The organism is Frondihabitans peucedani (genome assembly GCF_039537585.1).
Taxonomy (GTDB): Bacteria; Actinomycetota; Actinomycetes; order Actinomycetales; family Microbacteriaceae; genus Frondihabitans; species Frondihabitans peucedani.
On the sequence record NZ_BAABAU010000005.1, the window covers coordinates 67,095 to 84,428 of the forward strand.

Here is a 17,334-nt window from a genome sequence, read left to right on the forward strand (position 1 = left end):
GCGCCCTAGGTGCCGGTGGCGGCCCGGTACTGCGCGGCGACCTGTGCGTCGGTGAGCGCTGCCGGGTAGACCGAGACATCGTCGATGGTTCCGGTGAAGTAGTGGGCCCCGAGCCAGGGGGTGTCGCCGCCGACGCGCCAGTAGCCCCAGGTCCGCGAGAGCGCGAACGAGCCCGACCTGCGGGCGACGGCGCGGCCGTCGAGGTAGAGCGTCATGGTCGTCGGGGTGACCGTGGCGGTCGCGAAGTGCCACCTGCTGTCGGCGACCGACCTCGGGGAGGAGAGCACGGGCGATCCTGCGGACCGGATCCCGAACGCGAGGAGGCCGTTCGCGGTCACCGCGAGCGACCGGTCGACGGTGTCGGAGAGGAGCGGGCTGTTGCTGCCGAAGTCGACCACGGTGCCGCCGTGACCGGGAGCGGCCCGGAACCAGGCGCCGACCGACATCGTCGACACCGAGGGCCAGGAGGGCGTCGCGGTCGCGGCGGTGGTCGTGGCGGATGCGGAGAACTGCGTCGCGGTGCTGCCGTCGACGCTCGACCCTGCGGCGCCCGCAGTCGGGTAGCCGGTCAGGATCTGGGGCGTGTAGCCGGCGAGATCCTGCACCGCGCTCCCCTTCGACTGGCCGAAGCGCCAGAAGTTCGACGCCCCCTGCCCTGTGACGACCGCCGCGTAGCCGGTGGGGCCGGCGGAGGCAACCGTGATCGAGACGTTGTCGCCCAGCACGGTGTTGCCGAAGGGGTCGGTCGCGCGCACGCGGTAGGCGTAGGAGTGCCCCGGCACGAGCCCTGCGTCGGTGAACCCGATCTGCGGCCGGAACCAGACCGACGAGTTCCTCGTCGTCGTGTAGACGGGCGTCGGGTCGCCGTCGCGGTAGACGTCGTAGCGGAGCGCCTTGTTGTCGGGATCGGCGTTCGAGGTCCAGCCCACCCGCACGACGCCGCTCGCGGGAGACGTCAGCTGCGGGACGAAGGCGGCCCCGCTCGACACCGGACCGACGCGGTTCGGCGCGAGGGAGGGGGTCGCGAACCGCACGAGCCCCTGCTGCGCCTTCCCGTTCACGGCTGTGAACTCTCCGCCGTAGACGACGTACTGGGAGGTGCCGGCCACGGTCCAGGCGGCCTGGCCCTTCCCGGTGAAGGTGCCCGGAGTGAGGTCGGGATACCAGTCGAGGAGCGACGGTGCCGGCCGCCCGCCGAAGTTCGCGTAGGCGTGGCCGGAGGCGGTGTTCGTCGCCACCTTCTGGGTCGCCGTGGCCGAGAAGGCGATCGCCCGGTGGTGGCTCTCCGGCGATGTCTCGCGGAAGCCGCCGACGTTGCCGCAGTAGTGCGCGTGGCCGGCGATGTAGACGACGCCGCCCACGACCGCGCTGCCGTAGGTGTCGCCGTGGCAGTCCTCCACCCAGGTGAGGTCGCCCGCCGTCCAGTCGGCGCGGAACGCGCCCTCCAGGTTGCCGCCGTCGCCGAACGTGTACCCGGTGCCGTAGAGACCGGTGCTCGTCGAGGTCAAGCTGGTGATCGCCGAGTTCTTGCCACCGTTGCGGACGACCGAGTTCACATGCCAGGGGAGGTTCTTGCCGGACGCGGAGTCGACGGCTCCCAGTCCGTACCCGGGGTTCGCCGACTTGTCGAGCGTCGTGAACGCCCCGCCGACGACGACCTTCTTGCCGTCGGGCGAGAGGGCCAGCGCGTTGACGACGCCCCCGGTCGCAGACGGCGTCCAGGTCGAGAGCCCGCCGGTGGTCCCGTTCACGGCGGCGAGCTGCTGACGGGTCTTGCCGGTCGACCAGGTGAACGATCCGCCGAAGTAGACCGTCGAGCCTCGGCGGACGATGCTCTTCACCGTGCCGTTGGCGGAGGCCTTGAAAGCGGGGGTGAGGGCGCCTGTCGTGGCGTCGATCTCCGCGATCCTGCTCTTGGCGGCACTGCCCACCTTGGTGAAGGAGCCGCCGATGTAGAGGTGCTTCCCGTCGGCCGCCGTGCTGATCGCCTGGACGTCGCCGTTGAGCACCGGCGCGAACCGGGTGTTGAGCGCGCCCGTGCGGATGTCGAACGCCAGCATCGAGGTCCGCTTGACGGTGTGTGTTCCTGCGGCGGCTCCCGCCGGGCGTGCGTTCGCGAACTTCCCGCCGACGTAGACGGTGTTCCCGACGACGAGCTCGGTCCAGACGACGCCGTCGATCTGGGGGGTCGGCAGCGGGTCGGCTGTGACGGTGGTGGGAGTGGCCGCGTTCTTCGGATCGGCGGGTGCCGAGTCCGCCCTGGCCGAGTCGGCGACGGCGACAGTGCCGGCGACGAGAGCCAGGGTGATCAGAACTGCGGGCATTCTCCTGTTTCGGGACAGGAAGGAAGCCAAGGGGTGCCTCGGGTAGGGCTGCGCTGACGGATCAGCGTGCTGCGGACAGCACCGCTCGGTGAGACGGTGCAGGTGCTCGGGTAAGCAGGGGCTTCGCTCTCGGGTAAGCGCGTCGCGTGATCCTGAGGTTACTTCGATTCGCCCGGAGAAGCGACCCTCGAACGGTGGTAGAACCGCGACTCCGCAGCCGGCAGCCGGTCAGAAGTCGAGCAGATTCGCCCGCAGGCCCCCGGAACCGGCTTCGGGGCGCAGGATGCCGCGGCTCCGGAGCTCGGGGACGAGCGCGTCGAGAGTGCGGTGCACGGTCGCCGGATGCAGGTCGCCGTTGAAGATGAAGCCGTCGTTGTCGGCGTCGTCGCCGAGCCGCTCGATGAAGTCGGCGACCTGGCCGACCGTTCCGACGAAGCCGGTGCCGTCCGCGATCCTGCCCTTGCGGTACTTCGCGACGAACAGCTCGCGGAGCGGCGTGTCCGGGGGAGCGCTGCCGACGAGGCCGCCGATGCTGCCCTTCGAGACGTGCTGCCCGAAGACGCCCGGGTCGAGGGGCGCGTCGAGGTCGAGGCCGGTGAGGTCGGTCTCGGTGATGATCGACTGCCGCTCGATCACCTCGTGCAGGTCGGCGTCGCTCGGGTGAGCCGAGGCCGCCACGATGCGGTCGACCTCGTCCTGGCTGGCGACGATCTCCGGCGTCAGGACGAAGAGGATCCTGAGCGACGCAGGATCCCGCCCCTCCGCCACCGCTGCCGCGTGGATCTTCGCGCGGTACGCCCTCACGGTCTCGACGTCGAGTTTCGCGAGCGCGAGCTGCACGTCGGAGTTGCGGCCCGCGAACGCGAGCCCCCGGCCGGAGCCGCCGGGCGAGACGATGACGGGGTCGCCGCCCTCGTCGTCGAACGGCAGCGCGTTGAGGGGGCCGTCGAGCGAGAAGTAGTCGCCGCGGTGCTGGAAGGCGTCGAGCTTCGAGCCGTCGGCGTAGCGCCAGGTGTCGGTGTCCTCGACGACCGCGCCGTCCGCCCAGCTGTGCCAGAGCTGCCGGACGACGTGCATCCACTCCTCGGCCCGGTCGTAGGCGGCGTCGTGGTCGAGCTCCGGGATGCCGAAGTGCCGGCTCCCCTTGACGTCGGTGACGACGTTGAGGCCCACCCGGTAGTCGCTCAGGTGCTGGAGGGTCGCGAACTGCCGGGCGGCCAGGTAGGGCGGGAAGACGCCGGCGTTGATCGTCGGCGCGATTCCCAGGCGGCTCGTCGCCGCGAACAGGTAGGGGGTCAGGAGGAGCGGGTCGAGCTTCGGGGCCCCCAGCGCTCCGCGGACGCGGAGGTCGAGCTGCTCCGCGGGCCCGGGCGACAGGCTGTCCTCGATGATCAGGAGGTCGAGACCGGCGCGCTCCAGCTCGGCGGCCGACGACTGGTAGAGGCCCGGGCGGTCCCAGGGGAGGTTCCAGTGCCAGTCGGGGCGCAGCCAGCCCTGCGGGCCGAACCCGCGCCCGAAGAACCATCCGAAGTGCTGCATCCGTGCCATGAGCCCAGCATGCCGTGTCGGTCCGTGCGCCAGACAGGACCGCGTAACGCGACGACTCGCTGACCCGACTCGGCCCCGGAAGCGGGCGTGCCGAGGCGCGGCCCGGCGGTGCTACCTTCTTCTCACCCGCGCGATCACCGGGGGGACTCCTCGCTCGGGGTGGGTCGGAGCGCTGGAACGCACGTCGACTCACGCCGAAAGCACCCGGTCTCCCGTGATGAAAGCATCCCTGCGCCACCTCCTCGTCGTTCCCGCAGCCCTCCTCCTCGGCCTCGGCGGCACGGCCCTCGTGTCGGTGCCCGCCAGCGCCGCGCCGGCGGCGACCCCCACCCCGACGCAGTCGCCGACTCCGACGCAGTCCCCCACCCCGACGCAGTCGCCGACCCCGACGCAGTCGCCGACCCCGACGCGTCCGCCCAGCCCCAAGCGCGCGACCTCCTCCGACCTCGTCCTCACCTCGCCCCGACCGGACCAAGACGGCTCCGTCCGGGTCCAGGGGCCGCGCACGCTCACCCTCGAGGGCACGGCTCCCGTCGGGTCGCGGCTCTCCGTCACGGACAGTGATGGTGCCGTGATCGCGCGGACGACCACGACGACCTCGTCATTCTCGATCCCGTTGACCTTCGCCGCCGACGCGGGCTACGAGCAGTTCCTCAGCCTCTTCGGCACGAGCGCCGGCCGCGCCCTCACCGAGGTCGATCTCGACGTGACCTTCGATGCGGAGACCAGCGAGACGCCGACGATCCTGGCCCCCTCGACGGGCAGCACCTACCGCGTCGCGCCAGCGCCGTTCGCGGGCGGACAACCGAACGCGATCATCGAGTTCTCGGGAACCGGCACGCCGGGCGACACGATCGACCTGTACTCGTCCCGGGACGACGAGGACTTCGACGGCGGCCCCACGGACGCCATCGTGGTCGGGGCCGACGGCACGTGGACAGGTGACTACTCCGTGGTGTTCGGGTCGGTGAGCGTCACGGCAGCCGCTGCGCGGTACACGGACGACGGCGACCAGACGACGATCGAATCGGCCGAGTCCTCGCCCGTCGACCTCACGGTGTCGCCGCCGGTCGGCGCGATTCTGCCGCCGCGCATCACGAGCCCGAACTACGACGGTCTCGACTTCAGCGCCTCGATCGACCCCGGCACCGACACGGTGTACGTGAACACGTACTCGTCCGAGTCCGAGTCCGAGTCCGAGTCCCAGTCCCAGTCCCAGTCCGCCTCCGCCTCACGCGTCGCTCCGCGCGGCGCCGACCGGCCGCGGACGCAGTCCGCGAAGATCGCGGCGCGATCGATCGCGACGACCGACTGGGCCGCCCGACCCGCAGTCGGCGTCGTCCAGCGGAAGCTATCCAGCGTCGTCGCCCTGGCGAAGCTCTCCGAGGGCAGGGCGCGCGCGGCCGACGACTTCCCCGAGACGCTCGACGGCGTGATCGACGAGTACGGCATCCCCGTCACCGGCAGAACGAGCGCGACGACGACCGGAGCCGTCGACATGACGGTCTCCGGCACGGGAACCCCCGGCGACGACATCGTGCTCTACGAGGAGAAGGGCGACGACGCGCTCACCTACCTCAGCGGCCTCTACCCGGCTCTATTCGCATCCTCCGGCGACCCGGCGCCGCTCCAGCCCGAGTCCGCGCGCCGCGTGGTTCCTGCCGCGGTGAGCACCGGTGATCCTGCCGCGACCTCGTCGCTGCCCGTCGACGACGGAACGGTCCGGGTCGGATCAGACGGCCAGTGGTCGGCGACGCTCACCCGCGAGCCCGGCGACTACCTGCTGACCGCCTTCGCAGCTCGGAGCGGCGGCACGCAAACGGCCGACTTCTCGGTCGCGACCGATGTGAGCCTCATCCACCTCACCGGAACGCCCCGAGCGGCGGCAGGCGTGACGCCGACCTCGGGCGTCGCCGAACTCGCCTTCACCGGGTCGACCACCTGGCCGACGCTGGCGGTCGGCCTCGGCGGGCTGGCGGCAGGCGGCGTCCTGCTGGTCGTCGCGCGTCGTCGACGCCCGCGTCCTGCCACCGACGCGACGTAGCCGGACGCAACACAGACGCAGGATGCAGCGCGCGTGCCTAGGCTTGCAGAGTGACTGAGCACCCCCGCGTCTACGTGATCCACGAGAACCCCGAGTGGTTCCCGCCCCTCCGAGCAGCCTTCGAGGCCGAGGGGGTGCCGGTCGAGGAGCTCCTGCTGACCGACGGCTCGATCGACCTGACCTCGGAGCCGGCCCCCGGCGTCTACTGGTCGCGCATGTCGGCCAGCGCGCACACCCGCGGCAACGAGTTCTCGAAGGAGTACACCCGCGCCGCGCTGTCCTGGCTCGAGGCGGCCGGCCGCCCCGTCGTGAACGGCCGCGGCGTGATCGACCTCGAGGTGAGCAAGGTGCAGCAGCACCTGGGCCTCCAGTCGCTCGGCTTCGACGTGCCGCGCACCTCCGCCGTCTTCGGCACCCGCGACCTCGCAGCGGTCGCCGCGACCTTCCCCGTGCCGTTCATCTCGAAGCACAACCAGGGCGGCAAGGGTCTCGGCGTCCGCCGCTGGGACTCCCAGGAGGAGTTCGCCGCCTGGGTCGACTCCGCCGAGTTCGAGTCGTCGCCCGACGGCATCACGCTCATCCAGGAGCTGCTCCAGGCCGCGCAGCCGTTCAACACGCGCGCCGAGTTCGTCGGGGGCGAGTTCGTCTACGCCGTGCAGGTCGACACCTCCGGCGACACCTTCGAGTTCTGCCCGGCCGACGCCTGCGCCCTGCCCGGCGCCGCGCCGCTCTTCCAGCTGCGGGAGAAGACCGCCGACGGCGCTCCGATCGCCGAGCACCCCGTGATCCTGCGCCTCCCCGAGTTCCTGTCGGCGAACGGCATCGAGATCGCCGGAGTGGAGTTCATCGAGACCGTCGACGGACGCCAGGTGGTCTACGACGTCAACACGAACACGAACTACAACCCCGAAGTGGAGGCGGCCTCCGAGAAGTCGGGGCCTCAAGAGATCGCGAGGTTCCTCGGCGCCCGGCTCGCTGCGCACTACCCCGAGACGGCGGGGGTGCTCGCATGAGGTTCGGCTTCTGGACCCCCATCTTCGGCGGCTGGCTCCGCAACGTCGACGACGAGAAGATGCCCGTCACCTTCGACTACATCAAGCGCGTCGTGCAGACCGCCGAGCGGGTCGGCTTCGACCTCACGCTGATCCCCGAGCTCAACCTGAACGACATCAAGGGCACGGCCGCGCCGTCGCTCGAGGCCTGGTCGCTGACGGCCGCGATCGCCGCCGTCACCGAGAAGCTCGAGCTCATGGCCGCGATCCGGCCCGGCTACCACCTGCCGGCCGTCGCCGCGAAGCAGGCCGCGACGATCGACGAGGTCTCCGGCGGGCGCTTCACGCTCAACGTCGTCTCGGCCTGGTGGGAGGAGGAGTCGCGCCAGTACGGCGGCCTCTTCTCGGAGCACGACGACCGCTACGCGCGCTCCACGGAGTTCGTGAACATCCTGAAGGGCCTCTGGAACGAGACGCCGTTCGACTTCCACGGCGACTACTACGACCTGACGAACAGCCACCTCGAGCCGAAGCCGCACGTGCAGCCGCGCATCTACGCCGGCGGCGAGAGCCCCGCGGGCAAGGCCGCGATCGTCGGTTTCGCCGACGCGTACCTCACGCACGGCGGCACCGTCGACGAGCTCCGCACGAAGGTCGACGACATGCGCGCTCGCCGCGAGGCCGCAGGATCGACTCCGTTCGAGGCGTTCGGGATGGCCGCGTACGCGATCGTCCGCGACACCGAGGAGGAGGCCGAGGCCGAGCTGGCCCGGATCACCGACGTCAGCCACGGCGCCGCCTACGAGTCGTACCAGGACTTCATCCGGCAGTCGCACCTCGAGCACCAGCCCGATCTCCGCGACTACTCGGTGTCGAACCGCGGTCTCCGCCCCAGGTTCATCGGGACGCCCCGCCAGGTCGCCGACCGCATCCTGGAGTTCGAACGGGCCGGCGTCGACACGCTCCTTCTGCAGTTCTCGCCGCAGGTCGAGGAGATGGAGCGCTTCGCCCGCGACGTCATCCCGCTCGTCAGGGCCGAGTCGGGTGCGGCTCGAGAGGCGCTCCCAGCCGTATAAGTTGGAACCATGACCTCCGTGGCCTCCTCGACCGTGGTCCACACCCGCGCCCCCGGCAAGATCAACGTCTTCCTCGCCGTGGGCGATCTCCAGGACGACGGGTACCACGAGCTCGCGACGGCGTACCAGGCCGTGTCGCTGTACGAGGATGTCCGAGCGCGCCACGCAGACGGGTTCAGCGTCCGGTTCACTTCGACGACGGCGGGCATCGACCTGTCGGGCGTGCCGGTCGACGACTCCAACCTCGCCATCAAAGCCGCCAGGCTCCTCGCCGCGGCCACCGGCTACGCGGGCGGGGTGGCCCTGACGATCGACAAGAACGTCCCGGTCGCCGGAGGCATGGGCGGCGGCTCGGCCGATGCCGCGGCGACCCTGCTCGCCTGCGACACGCTCTGGAACACCGGCCAGAGCCGCGACGAGCTCCTCCGCCTCGGCGCCCAGCTCGGAGCCGACGTGCCCTTCGCGCTGATGGGCGGCACCGCCGTCGGCACCGGCCGCGGCGACGAGCTCAGCCCCGCGCTCGCGCAGGGCCAGTTCCAATGGGTCCTCGCCCTCGCCGACTTCGGGCTATCGACGCCCGCCGTCTACCGCGAACTCGACGAGCACAGGATCCGCCACCTCGCCGACATCAATCCGGTCCGGCAGCCCCGGGTCGACTCGGGGGTCCTGCAGGCGCTGCGGGCGGGGGATCCTGCGCGGCTCGCCGACGTCATGCACAACGACCTCCAGGCGCCGGCGCTCCACCTCGAGCCGGGGCTCGGCGCCGTGCTCGAGCTCGGCGAGCAGAACGGGGCCCTCGCGGGCGTCGTCTCAGGATCGGGGCCGACGGTCGCGTTCCTGGCGCCGGACCTCGACGGGGCGCTCGAGCTGCAGATCGCGCTGAGCGCGGCGAAGCTGGCCGTCGTGCGGGCCACCGGGCCCGTGCACGGCGCGCGGCTCCTCGCCGACTGACCGCAGCGCAGGGCTGCGCGACACGAGCCTGTTCCCGGCCGCAGCCCGGCTAGAGCCGGTAGCGCAGCACGTTCACCCAGGTGAGGTGCCACTCGTCCTGCAGGTGGTAGCCCTCGCCGGCCAGCGCCTTGGTGACGCTGGGGCGGAGATCCTGCTTGATGCTCGTGACGAGCCAGACGTAGGTGTGGCCGTCGACGCGCTCGATGGTCGACGAGAGCGGGTAGCGGGTCTCCCAGAGGGCTCCGGTCTCGGCTGCGGGGGTCTTGAGGGTGACATCGGTCATGCCCGTGAACGCGTGCGGATAGGCGTAGGCGATGTTGCGGGCGGAGCCGGTCGGGTGACGCCGGATGTGCCCGTAGATGATGGCATCGGTGGCGTTGACGCCCTCGAGCTTTCGCTCCTTGGCGACGAGGGCGGCGACCTCCGACCACGACGAGGAGTCCTTGGCCTCGACCAGCCGCTGCGAGATGTAGGTCGGAAGGCTCATCGCGACCGCGAGGACGAGCCCGGACGCGACCAGGCGGCGCGACGAGGCGGAGGTGAGGCGTGGCGCCCGGAGAGACGTCAACCCCACCGCCATCAGGAGGGCCATGGCGGGGGCTGCGAAGGTCACGTACCGCGGCGAGTACAGGGGGCTCCCGACCAGCGAGACCGCGATCAGGCCGATCGAAGGCACGAGCATCCAGGGCAGGACGAGCTGCAGCACGCCGGACGGGCGTCCCGCAGCCGCACCGTCCGCAGCCGCACCCTCTGACCGCAGCGCAGCGCGCCCCCGGAGGACGGCGACGACGCCCGCGATCGCCAGGATCCACCCGAGCCCCGCGAACCACCAGCTGGTCATGAACCACTGCCAGACGCCGAAGTCGATGATCGTGCCCGCGTCGGGCTTCGAGATCCAGCTGATCTGCTTCGACTCGCTGCTCGCGAGTCGGGCCAGCGGGACGAGCAGCCCGCCGGCCACACCCGCCGAGACGAACCAGCCCCCGACGACGGGGCGCCAGGGGGTGTCGCGCGACGAGCGGCGCTCGCGCAGGAGCCACAGCCCCAGCGTCACGCCGTGCCCCACGATCAGGAGCGCCGAGTAGAGGAACACCGCAGTGGAGGCGAAGGCGAGGACGCCGTAGAGCACCCACCAGAGGACGTGGACGCGCCGGTCGTCGCGCGTCTTCTTGGCGGCCAGGACGAAGACGAGCGTCGCCGCGGTCGCGAGAGCGGTCGACAGGGCGTAGGAGCGGCCCTCGCTCCCGGCCCAGGTGACGCGGGGCAGCAGGACGAAGAGGAGACCGGCGACGATCGCCGTGCGCTTCGAGGTCAGCTCGCGCGCCAGCGTCGTGAGGAGGGCGGCGGCCAGCCCGATCGCGACGGCGCTGGGGAAGCGCAGGCTGAACGGGGTGTAGCCGACGACGGCGAACCACGCGTGCATGAGGGCGTAGTAGGTGGCGTGGACGGCGTCGACCGTGTGGATCTCGGACCACAGCTCGGCCCAGGTGCGCTGCGCCGAGACGATCGTGGCCGACTCGTCGTACCAGACCGACGGCACCCACGAGAAGGCCACCGAGACGAGGAGGCCGACGACTCCCACCAGCGCGGCGTCGCCGAACCGGGTGGCCCGGATCGCCTGCAGCTGCTCTCGCGAGCGCGAGAGGCGCGTGGAGCGTCGTACAGTGGGGATCGCTGCTGTCGGCGATTCGAGGAGGTCGGTCATGTCGTCGCTCCCTCCTCTCGTCGGTCTGTCTGGTCTCGTCGGTGTGTCTGATGTCGTAGGTCTGTCTGGCCGGAACGCCTCTGATGGTTCGGAGCGCTCTGGTGGTGCGGGTGGTGCGGTTCTCTCGTCTGGCACCGCTGCTGCGGCTGCGACCAGTGCCCCGCGCCCGGACGTCGCACGGTATGCGCGCACGTCACGATTGGCTGAGATCGGTCTCGACGGGCAGGATCGCATCGCGAACGCCAGAGTGCTCGTCGTCGGGGCCGGCGGCCTCGGCTGCCCCGGTATCCAGTATCTCGCGCAGAGTGGTGTCGGAACGCTGGGAATCGTCGATGACGATGCTGTGGACCTCTCGAACCTCCAGCGCCAGGTCCTCTACCGGCCCGACCAGGTCGGCCTCCCGAAGGCCCGGGCCGCTGCCGACTGGGTCCGCGCCGTCAACTCCGACGTGACCGTCCGGGTGCACCCGTTCCGTCTCGACGCCTCCACCGCCTCGATCCTCGACGACTACGACCTCGTCGTCGACGGCAGCGACTCCTTCGACACCTGCTACGTCGTCGCCGACGAGGCCGCGCGCCGGGGCCTCCCCGTCGTCTGGGGCAGCGTCTCGCGCTTCGACGGCCAGGTGAGCGTCTTCTGGGACGCCGCCCCCGACGACCGCGCGGTCGACTACCGCGACCTCCACCCGGAGCCGCCGGAGGGCGGCTGGGACGAGTCCTGCGCCGACGTCGGGGTCCTCGGCCCGCTCTGCGGCACGGTCGGCTCGGTCATGGCGTCCGAGGCGATCAAGCTCATCACCGGGGTCGGCGAGCCTCTCCTCGGCCGCGTCGTCACGATCGACGCCGGGTTCGGCAGCTGGCGGGAGAGCCGGCTCGTCCGCTCGGCGGCTCGAAAGGCGGAGAGGGCGCAGGATCGAGAGACCGGCCGCACCGCCCCCGATCCTGCGCCGGCCCCCGTCGCCGCGATCACGGCCGACGCCCTCGAGGCCCGCCTCCGCGACCGCTCGCGCGGTGTCGACGCCTTCACGCTCGTCGACGTGCGAGAGGCCGCGGAGCACGCCTCAGGCGCCATCCCGGGCGATCTCCTGGCCGCGGGGTTCGGGTCGACGAGCCGCGAGCATCCTGCGCTCGATCCCGAGTTGCCGGTGGTCGTGTACTGCGCCAGGGGTCCGCGCTCGGAGGCGGCCGCCCGGATGCTCCGCTCGGAGGGCTACGACGTGTCGGTGCTGACGCGCGGGATGCTCGGCTGGACTCTCCGCCCCGGCGCACTGACCGGAGGCGACGCGGTCCCGGCGGGCTCCCCGGGGCGCGTGCCGCTGCCGCTCTGCGACATCGACCCGGGCGGGTTCCACCCCAACCTTCACTCCTGACCGCGGGGCGGGAGCCGCAAGCGGGGCGGGAGCCGCGAGACGCGAGCGGCGAGCAGCGGGACGCGCAGCGGGCTCAGCCGCCGGCGAAGGGCGGCATCACGTCGACGACGGCGCCCGCCGGCACGGGGGTCGAGCGGTCGCGGGTGGTGACCCCGTCGACCAGGAACGAGCAGCGCTGGAGCATCCGCTCGAACTCGTCGGGGTCGGTGCCGTTCGCGGGCGCCAGACCGGCGAGCAGCTCGCCGAGCGTCGGCTCGTCGTCGGAGACGCACTCGAGCTGATCGAGCCCGGTCGCGGCCCGCGACGCGGCGAAGAAGCGCAGGGTGACGGTGACGACGCTCATGTCATCCGCCGATCGCGCTCATGGAGCGGTCCGGCTGGACGAAGCCGGCGTCGTTCATGCTGTGGCCCTTCGGCTTCGCCCACATGGCCTCGCGCCAGCGGTCGGCCACGTCGAGGTCGGTCGCGCCGCCGCGGAGGAGCCCGCGGAGGTCGAACTCGGTGTGCGAGAAGAGGCAGCTGCGGACGCTGCCCTCGGCCGTGAGGCGCGTGCGGCGGCAGTCGGCGCAGAACGGCTCGGTGACGGAGGCGATGATGCCGACCGTCCCGTGGAGCCGGGCGTCGTCGCCGGTGCGCCCGGTCGCGACGAAGCGCTCGGCCGGCGCGCCGTCGCGGGGCTCGACCGCGAGCGCGAGGTCGAAGCGGTCGGACAGCAGCTCGCGGACGCGGGCGGCCGTCACCATCGAGTCGCGGCTCCAGGTGTGGTCGGCGTCGAGGGCCATCTGCTCGATGAAGCGGAGCTCGTGCCCGCGCTCGAGCGCCCAGGCGAGGAGGTCGGGCGCCTCGTGGTCGTTGACGCCCGGCAGGAGGACCGCGTTGATCTTGACCGGCCCGAGGCCGTGCGCCGCAGCGGCGTCGACGCCGGCGATGACGCGGTTGAGGAACGGGCGCCGGGTCACCTTCATGAAGGTCTCGGCGTGGAGCGAGTCGAGCGAGACGTTGACCCGGTCGAGGCCGGCAGCGGCGAGCCGCTCGGCGCGCTCGGCGAGGCCGATGGCGTTGGTGGTCAGGGAGATCTCCGGGCGCGGCTCGAGTGCCGCGCAGCGCTCGATGATCTCGACGAGGTCGCGCCGGAGGAGCGGCTCGCCGCCGGTGAAGCGCACCTGCCGGATGCCGAGGTCGCGCACTCCGATGGTGACCAGCCGCACGATCTCGTCGGCCGTCAGCGCCTGGTCTCGGGGGAGCGAGGGCAGGCCCTCGGCCGGCATGCAGTACGTGCAGCGGAGGTTGCAGACGTCGGTGAGCGAGACGCGGAGGTCGGTCGCCTCGCGGCCCAGCGGGTCGATCAGGCCGGCCGCTGCCGAGGGCCGAGGAGGGAGCGCGGGATCCGCTCGTCCTGGAAGGGTGGGGATGCCCAGCGAGACCGTCATGTCTCGAGAGTAATCGCAGCTGTCTGCGACAGCACCCGGGGACCGCAGCACGGGTTGTCTGCTGCGGGCCTCCGAGGCCGCGCTGATCCGGTGGTGCGTTCCGGCTTCGGGTCTCTCGCCGGACGGAGAGGGGCGGCGCCCTTCGGGAGGCACCGGATATGAGTTCGAAGCCCTCGGCGGATCGGATTGGCCCGAGGTGAGAATTCCTCCTGGCGCTCTACGACGCCGGAGGCGTCTCGATGACGACCATCGTCGCCTTGACGACGGCCACGGCCTCCGAGCCGAGCTCGATGCCGAGCTCTCGGACCGCCTCGGTGCTCATCAGCGAGACCACCCGGAACGGTCCGCACTGCAGCTCGACCTGCGACATCACGGTGTCGCTCGTGATGCCGGTCACGAGGCCCGTGAAGCGGTTGCGCGCCGAGCTGGCCTTGCCGTCGGGGTCGCCGGGCAGGACGGCGTTCCTCCGCGCCAGTCGGGCGAGAGCGAGCCCGTCGACGACGGTGCGGCCGGAGGCGTTCTTGGAGCTCTCGAGGACGCCGTTGTCGATCCAGCGCCGCACGGTGTCGTCGCTGACCCCGAGGTAGCGGGCGGCTTCCGGGACCCTGATCTGCGGCATGGCTGAACCCTACTGCGACGCGGGAGGCGCGATGCGGGCCGGCCGCCCCGAGAGCAGGAGCCACTCGTCTCTGGCGCGCACCCGCATCCTGCCCCACCAGCCCGGACCGGAGCGGTGGATGCTCACGATCACGATGATCGCCAGCGCGACGCCGAGCGTCGAGGCCCGCACGTAGGCGTACGGCCAGAACTGCCGGATCGAGATCGCCAGGGCGAGGCCGAGCCACTCCCATCGGCCGGTCATCGCCACGAACGGGATCAGCAGCAGCGCGTACCAGGGGTACCGCGGACTCAGGACGAACAGGAACGCGCCGATCATCACGAGCTGGCCGAGCCAGGGGGATCGCGGATCGGTGGTCCGCCAGACGACGACGGCGACGGCCAGCAGGATCAGCACCGCCACCACGGTCGTCGCTTTTCCGTGCACGAAGAGGAATACCAGGGCGAACCGCGAACCGTCGTCGACGCCCTCCTCCTGGAGGTAGCCGGGCAGGTAGCCGAGGACCTTCGGTCCCGTCGTGAGGAGGTAGGGCACATAGAGCAGCACGAACGCCCCGATCGAGGCGGCGACGACGGGAAGCGGGCGCTTCCGGAGGAGCGCGGGGGCCGTGACGACAGGCAGCAGCTTGACGGCGATCGCGGCTCCGAGCGCCACCCCGCCGAGCCACCGCCGCTCGCTCGCCACGAGGGCCGTCGCACCGAGTGCCAGGGCGGCCCCCAGGAGGTCGACGTGCGAGTTCGTGACGCCCTCGGACGCGACGAGCGGACACCAGGCCCAGAGCGCCGCCCACCGCACGTCGAGGCGCCGTCTGCGGAGCAGGATCACGAGCAGGACCGTCACGCCGAGGCTGAGGACGAGCCCGGCGGCCTGGAGCGGCCAGTACGTCGCGTCGACCGGGACGACGGCGCGGACGGCTGCGAAGTAGAGCTCCGCCGCAGCCGGGTAGATGGTGTTGACGCTCGGCCGGTTGATGGTCGTGCAGAGCACCCGGTGGGTGCCGTAGTCGTGCGTCCTCATGACGCGGGTGCCCTCGCAGGTCTTCGTGCCCTTCGCGGTCTCGACCGCGTCGGGGAACAGCCACTCCGGCCGCAGCGACTCGGTCGCGCGGGAGTTCGGGGTGTGCACGTAGGGCGAGACGCCGGCGTTCTGGACGATGCCGTCCCAGGCGTAGCGAGCCGAGTCGGTGCTCGTGTTCGGGGGGCCGACGATGGCCGCGCCGCCGATCAGGGCGGCCCCGATCAGGACGACGACGGTCGCCTTCTCGGCCGGGACGCGGCGGAGCAGCAGGAACGCGCCGATGAACAGCAGCCAGCAGACCACCGTCCACGCCTGGAAGCTGTGCCCGACACCCGGGAGCGAGAACCCGAGCGCGCTGACGCCCCAGCCGATGGTCAGGGCGAGGACGGTCGCGCCGAGGAGGCCGAGGAAGGTGCGCACCCGCCCACTCTGCCCGAACCGGGAGCGGTTCCGGTCCGAACTCCTTCCGCGACCGTGACATCCGGGCCCCCCGAAAGGGCGTTTCGGCCCACTCGGCGCCCGATCGATGGTGAGATACAGCATGCGCGAAGTGATGTACGGACTCAGACGCTCCGTGACGTCTCCGAATCGCAACGCCCGGAGCGCGGTCGTCCTCGGCCGGCTGCTCGGTCTCGCCTTCGTGGTCTGCCTCGGCACGGGGCTCTACAGCCACTTCCTGCAGGAGCCCGCCTCCTGGATGAGCTTCCCGACGCGCCCGGTCTCGCTCTACAAGTGGACCCAGGGCCTCCACATCACCGCGGGGATCGCCTGCTTCCCGCTGCTGTTCGGCAAGCTCTACGCAGTGTTCCCGCAGCTGTTCAAGTGGCCGCCGATCGAGCGGCCCGTGCAGATCCTGGAGCGGGCGTCGATCGCCCTGTTCGTCGCGGCCTCGCTGGTGCAGATCTTCACCGGTCTCCTCAACACCTTCCAGTACTACCCGTGGCCGTTCCCGTTCAAGCAGGTGCACTACGCGCTGTCGTACGTGATCATCGGCTCGCTCGCCGTGCACATCGGCGTCAAGCTGCCGATCATCGCCCGCTACTGGCGGGCCCGCGACAGCTACGACGCCGAGGGGCGGTTCGTCGCCGACGCGGACCTCGTCCCCGACGAGCTGCCCAACGAGGTCCCCGCGGCAGGCTCGGCGCGGCCCGTGCCGAAGGGGTTCGTCGGGCGGATCTTCGACTGGATCGACCGCACCCCCGACGTCGAGCCGGTCTCGTCGCGCCGCGGCTTCTTCGCCGGTGTCGCCGTCACGGCCGGAGCCGTCGTCGCCGTGACCGCCGGCCAGTCGTTCCGCCCGCTCGACGCCCTCAACGTCTTCGCGCCGCGCAAGATGGGCCTCGGCGCGAACGACCTCCCGGTCAACCGCACGGCCGCCGCGGCGCAGGTGCTCGAGACCGCCACCGACCCCGGCTGGGCGCTCACGGTCTCGCGCGGGTCCTCGAGCCGCACGTTCTCCGTCTCGGAGCTGATGGCCCTGCCGCAGCACGAGGCCGAGCTGCCGATCGCCTGCGTCGAGGGCTGGAGCCAGCTCGCGCACTGGAAGGGCCCGAGGCTCCGCGACGTCGTCGAGGCGGTCGGCGGCACGAGCAGCGAGTCGCTCCGGATCACCAGCCTCGAGAAGAAGGGCGGCTACCGGGTGACTCTGATGGGCGCCGAGTACGTGCGCGACGAGAACACGCTGATCGCGCTGCACCTGAACGGCTCGCGGCTCGACATCGAGCACGGCTTCCCCGCGCGGATGATCGCGCCCGGGCGCCCCGGAGTCCTCCAGACGAAATGGCTGAGCTCGCTCGAGGTGCTCTCGTGAGGGCCGCGCGCATCACCCTGGTGGCGGTGGGAGCCCTCGCGATCCTGCTCGGCGCCTGGGTGATGGTCGACACGGTGCGCCCCAAGAGCATCTGGGGGCTGGTCACCTGGCTGATCGCGGCCGTGATCCTGCACGACGGGATCATCTCGCCGGTCGTCGTGGCGATCAGCGTCGCGATGAGGCGGGCGGGGCGCAGGATCCCGGCGGCCGTCCTCGCCATCGTCCAGGCCGGCGTGCTGGTCGGCGTCGTCTTCACCCTGATCGTCGTGCCCGAGATCATCCGCAAGGCGAAGGTGCCGAAGAACGACACCGTGCTGCCGTTCGACTACGCGGCGAGGCTCGGGCTGCTCTGGCTGGCCGTCGCCGTGGTCACCGCGCTGGTCGTGGTGGTGTACCTCCGGGTGCGGGCGCGGCGCGCTGCCGTCGCCGCTGCTGCCTGAGGCGTGATG

Annotated in this window: 14 protein-coding genes; 7 read left to right on the forward strand and 7 right to left on the reverse strand. The window is 71.5% G+C overall.

Going from position 1 to position 17,334, the window contains the following annotated elements; all coding sequences use genetic code 11:
• Window positions 1–5: 5 nt before the first annotated feature.
• Both ABD733_RS16270 and ABD733_RS16275 read right to left on the reverse strand, forming a co-directional pair.
• The gene (locus ABD733_RS16270; RefSeq protein ID WP_344798150.1) at window positions 6–2,324 is read right to left on the reverse strand and encodes a LamG-like jellyroll fold domain-containing protein; all 2,319 of its coding nucleotides are present in this window, start codon (window positions 2,322–2,324) and stop codon (window positions 6–8) included.
• 228 nt (window positions 2,325–2,552) lie between these two features.
• Window positions 2,553–3,872, reverse strand: coding sequence for an LLM class flavin-dependent oxidoreductase (locus ABD733_RS16275; protein WP_344798152.1), 1,320 nt, complete (start codon window positions 3,870–3,872; stop codon window positions 2,553–2,555).
• Window positions 3,873–4,089: 217 nt separating this feature from the next.
• On the opposite strand from ABD733_RS16275, the gene ABD733_RS16280 reads away from it, so the two are divergent.
• From ABD733_RS16280 to ABD733_RS16295, 4 genes are read left to right on the forward strand one after another with little or no spacing between them, the layout of a single operon-like run.
• The gene (locus tag ABD733_RS16280) at window positions 4,090–5,916 is read left to right on the forward strand and encodes a hypothetical protein (protein ID WP_344798154.1); all 1,827 of its coding nucleotides are present in this window, start codon (window positions 4,090–4,092) and stop codon (window positions 5,914–5,916) included.
• A gap of 50 nt (window positions 5,917–5,966) precedes the next feature.
• Window positions 5,967–6,929 (forward strand): ATP-grasp domain-containing protein, encoded by a 963-nt coding sequence (locus tag ABD733_RS16285; protein WP_344798156.1) that lies wholly within the window; start codon window positions 5,967–5,969, stop codon window positions 6,927–6,929.
• Complete coding sequence (locus ABD733_RS16290) at window positions 6,926–7,984, forward strand: LLM class flavin-dependent oxidoreductase (protein WP_344798158.1); 1,059 nt, start codon at window positions 6,926–6,928, stop codon at window positions 7,982–7,984. The genes ABD733_RS16285 and ABD733_RS16290 overlap by 4 nt, the downstream gene beginning before the upstream one ends.
• A 9-nt stretch (window positions 7,985–7,993) precedes the next feature.
• On the forward strand, window positions 7,994–8,935 hold the full coding sequence (locus ABD733_RS16295) for a 4-(cytidine 5'-diphospho)-2-C-methyl-D-erythritol kinase (RefSeq protein ID WP_344798160.1): 942 nt from the start codon (window positions 7,994–7,996) through the stop codon (window positions 8,933–8,935).
• A gap of 49 nt (window positions 8,936–8,984) precedes the next feature.
• Here the strand turns inward: ABD733_RS16295 and ABD733_RS16300 are convergent, their stop codons facing one another.
• Window positions 8,985–10,640 (reverse strand): glycosyltransferase family 39 protein, encoded by a 1,656-nt coding sequence (locus ABD733_RS16300; protein WP_344798162.1) that lies wholly within the window; start codon window positions 10,638–10,640, stop codon window positions 8,985–8,987.
• Here ABD733_RS16300 and ABD733_RS16305 point away from each other — a divergent pair.
• Complete coding sequence (locus tag ABD733_RS16305) at window positions 10,639–12,009, forward strand: ThiF family adenylyltransferase (protein ID WP_344798164.1); 1,371 nt, start codon at window positions 10,639–10,641, stop codon at window positions 12,007–12,009. The two genes, ABD733_RS16300 and ABD733_RS16305, sit on opposite strands and share 2 nt — an antisense overlap.
• Before the next feature lie 73 nt (window positions 12,010–12,082).
• Here ABD733_RS16305 and ABD733_RS16310 read toward each other — a convergent pair whose 3' ends face one another.
• The 4 genes from ABD733_RS16310 to ABD733_RS16325 all read right to left on the reverse strand — a co-directional run bounded on the left by ABD733_RS16310 (window position 12,083) and on the right by ABD733_RS16325 (window position 15,495).
• Entirely contained in the window at window positions 12,083–12,352 is a 270-nt protein-coding gene (locus ABD733_RS16310) for a MoaD/ThiS family protein (RefSeq protein ID WP_344798166.1), read from the reverse strand.
• 1 nt (window position 12,353) lies between these two features.
• Window positions 12,354–13,439, reverse strand: a complete 1,086-nt coding sequence (moaA, locus tag ABD733_RS16315) for a GTP 3',8-cyclase MoaA (RefSeq protein WP_344798168.1) — start codon at window positions 13,437–13,439, stop codon at window positions 12,354–12,356.
• 217 nt (window positions 13,440–13,656) lie between these two features.
• Complete coding sequence (locus ABD733_RS16320; RefSeq protein WP_344798170.1) at window positions 13,657–14,058, reverse strand: TOBE domain-containing protein; 402 nt, start codon at window positions 14,056–14,058, stop codon at window positions 13,657–13,659.
• Window positions 14,059–14,067: 9 nt separating this feature from the next.
• Window positions 14,068–15,495: a glycosyltransferase 87 family protein gene (locus ABD733_RS16325; RefSeq protein WP_344798172.1), complete on the reverse strand. Its 1,428-nt coding sequence runs from the start codon at window positions 15,493–15,495 to the stop codon at window positions 14,068–14,070.
• Window positions 15,496–15,649: 154 nt separating this feature from the next.
• On the opposite strand from ABD733_RS16325, the gene ABD733_RS16330 reads away from it, so the two are divergent.
• Together ABD733_RS16330 and ABD733_RS16335 are read left to right on the forward strand one after the other, a co-directional pair.
• The gene (locus tag ABD733_RS16330; RefSeq protein ID WP_344798174.1) at window positions 15,650–16,885 is read left to right on the forward strand and encodes a molybdopterin-dependent oxidoreductase; all 1,236 of its coding nucleotides are present in this window, start codon (window positions 15,650–15,652) and stop codon (window positions 16,883–16,885) included.
• Window positions 16,882–17,325 carry a hypothetical protein gene (locus ABD733_RS16335; protein ID WP_344798176.1) on the forward strand — a complete coding sequence of 148 codons (444 nt, stop codon included), beginning with the start codon at window positions 16,882–16,884 and terminating at the stop codon, window positions 17,323–17,325. Before ABD733_RS16330 ends, ABD733_RS16335 begins: the two co-directional genes overlap by 4 nt.
• The last annotated feature ends 9 nt before the right edge of the window (window positions 17,326–17,334 follow it).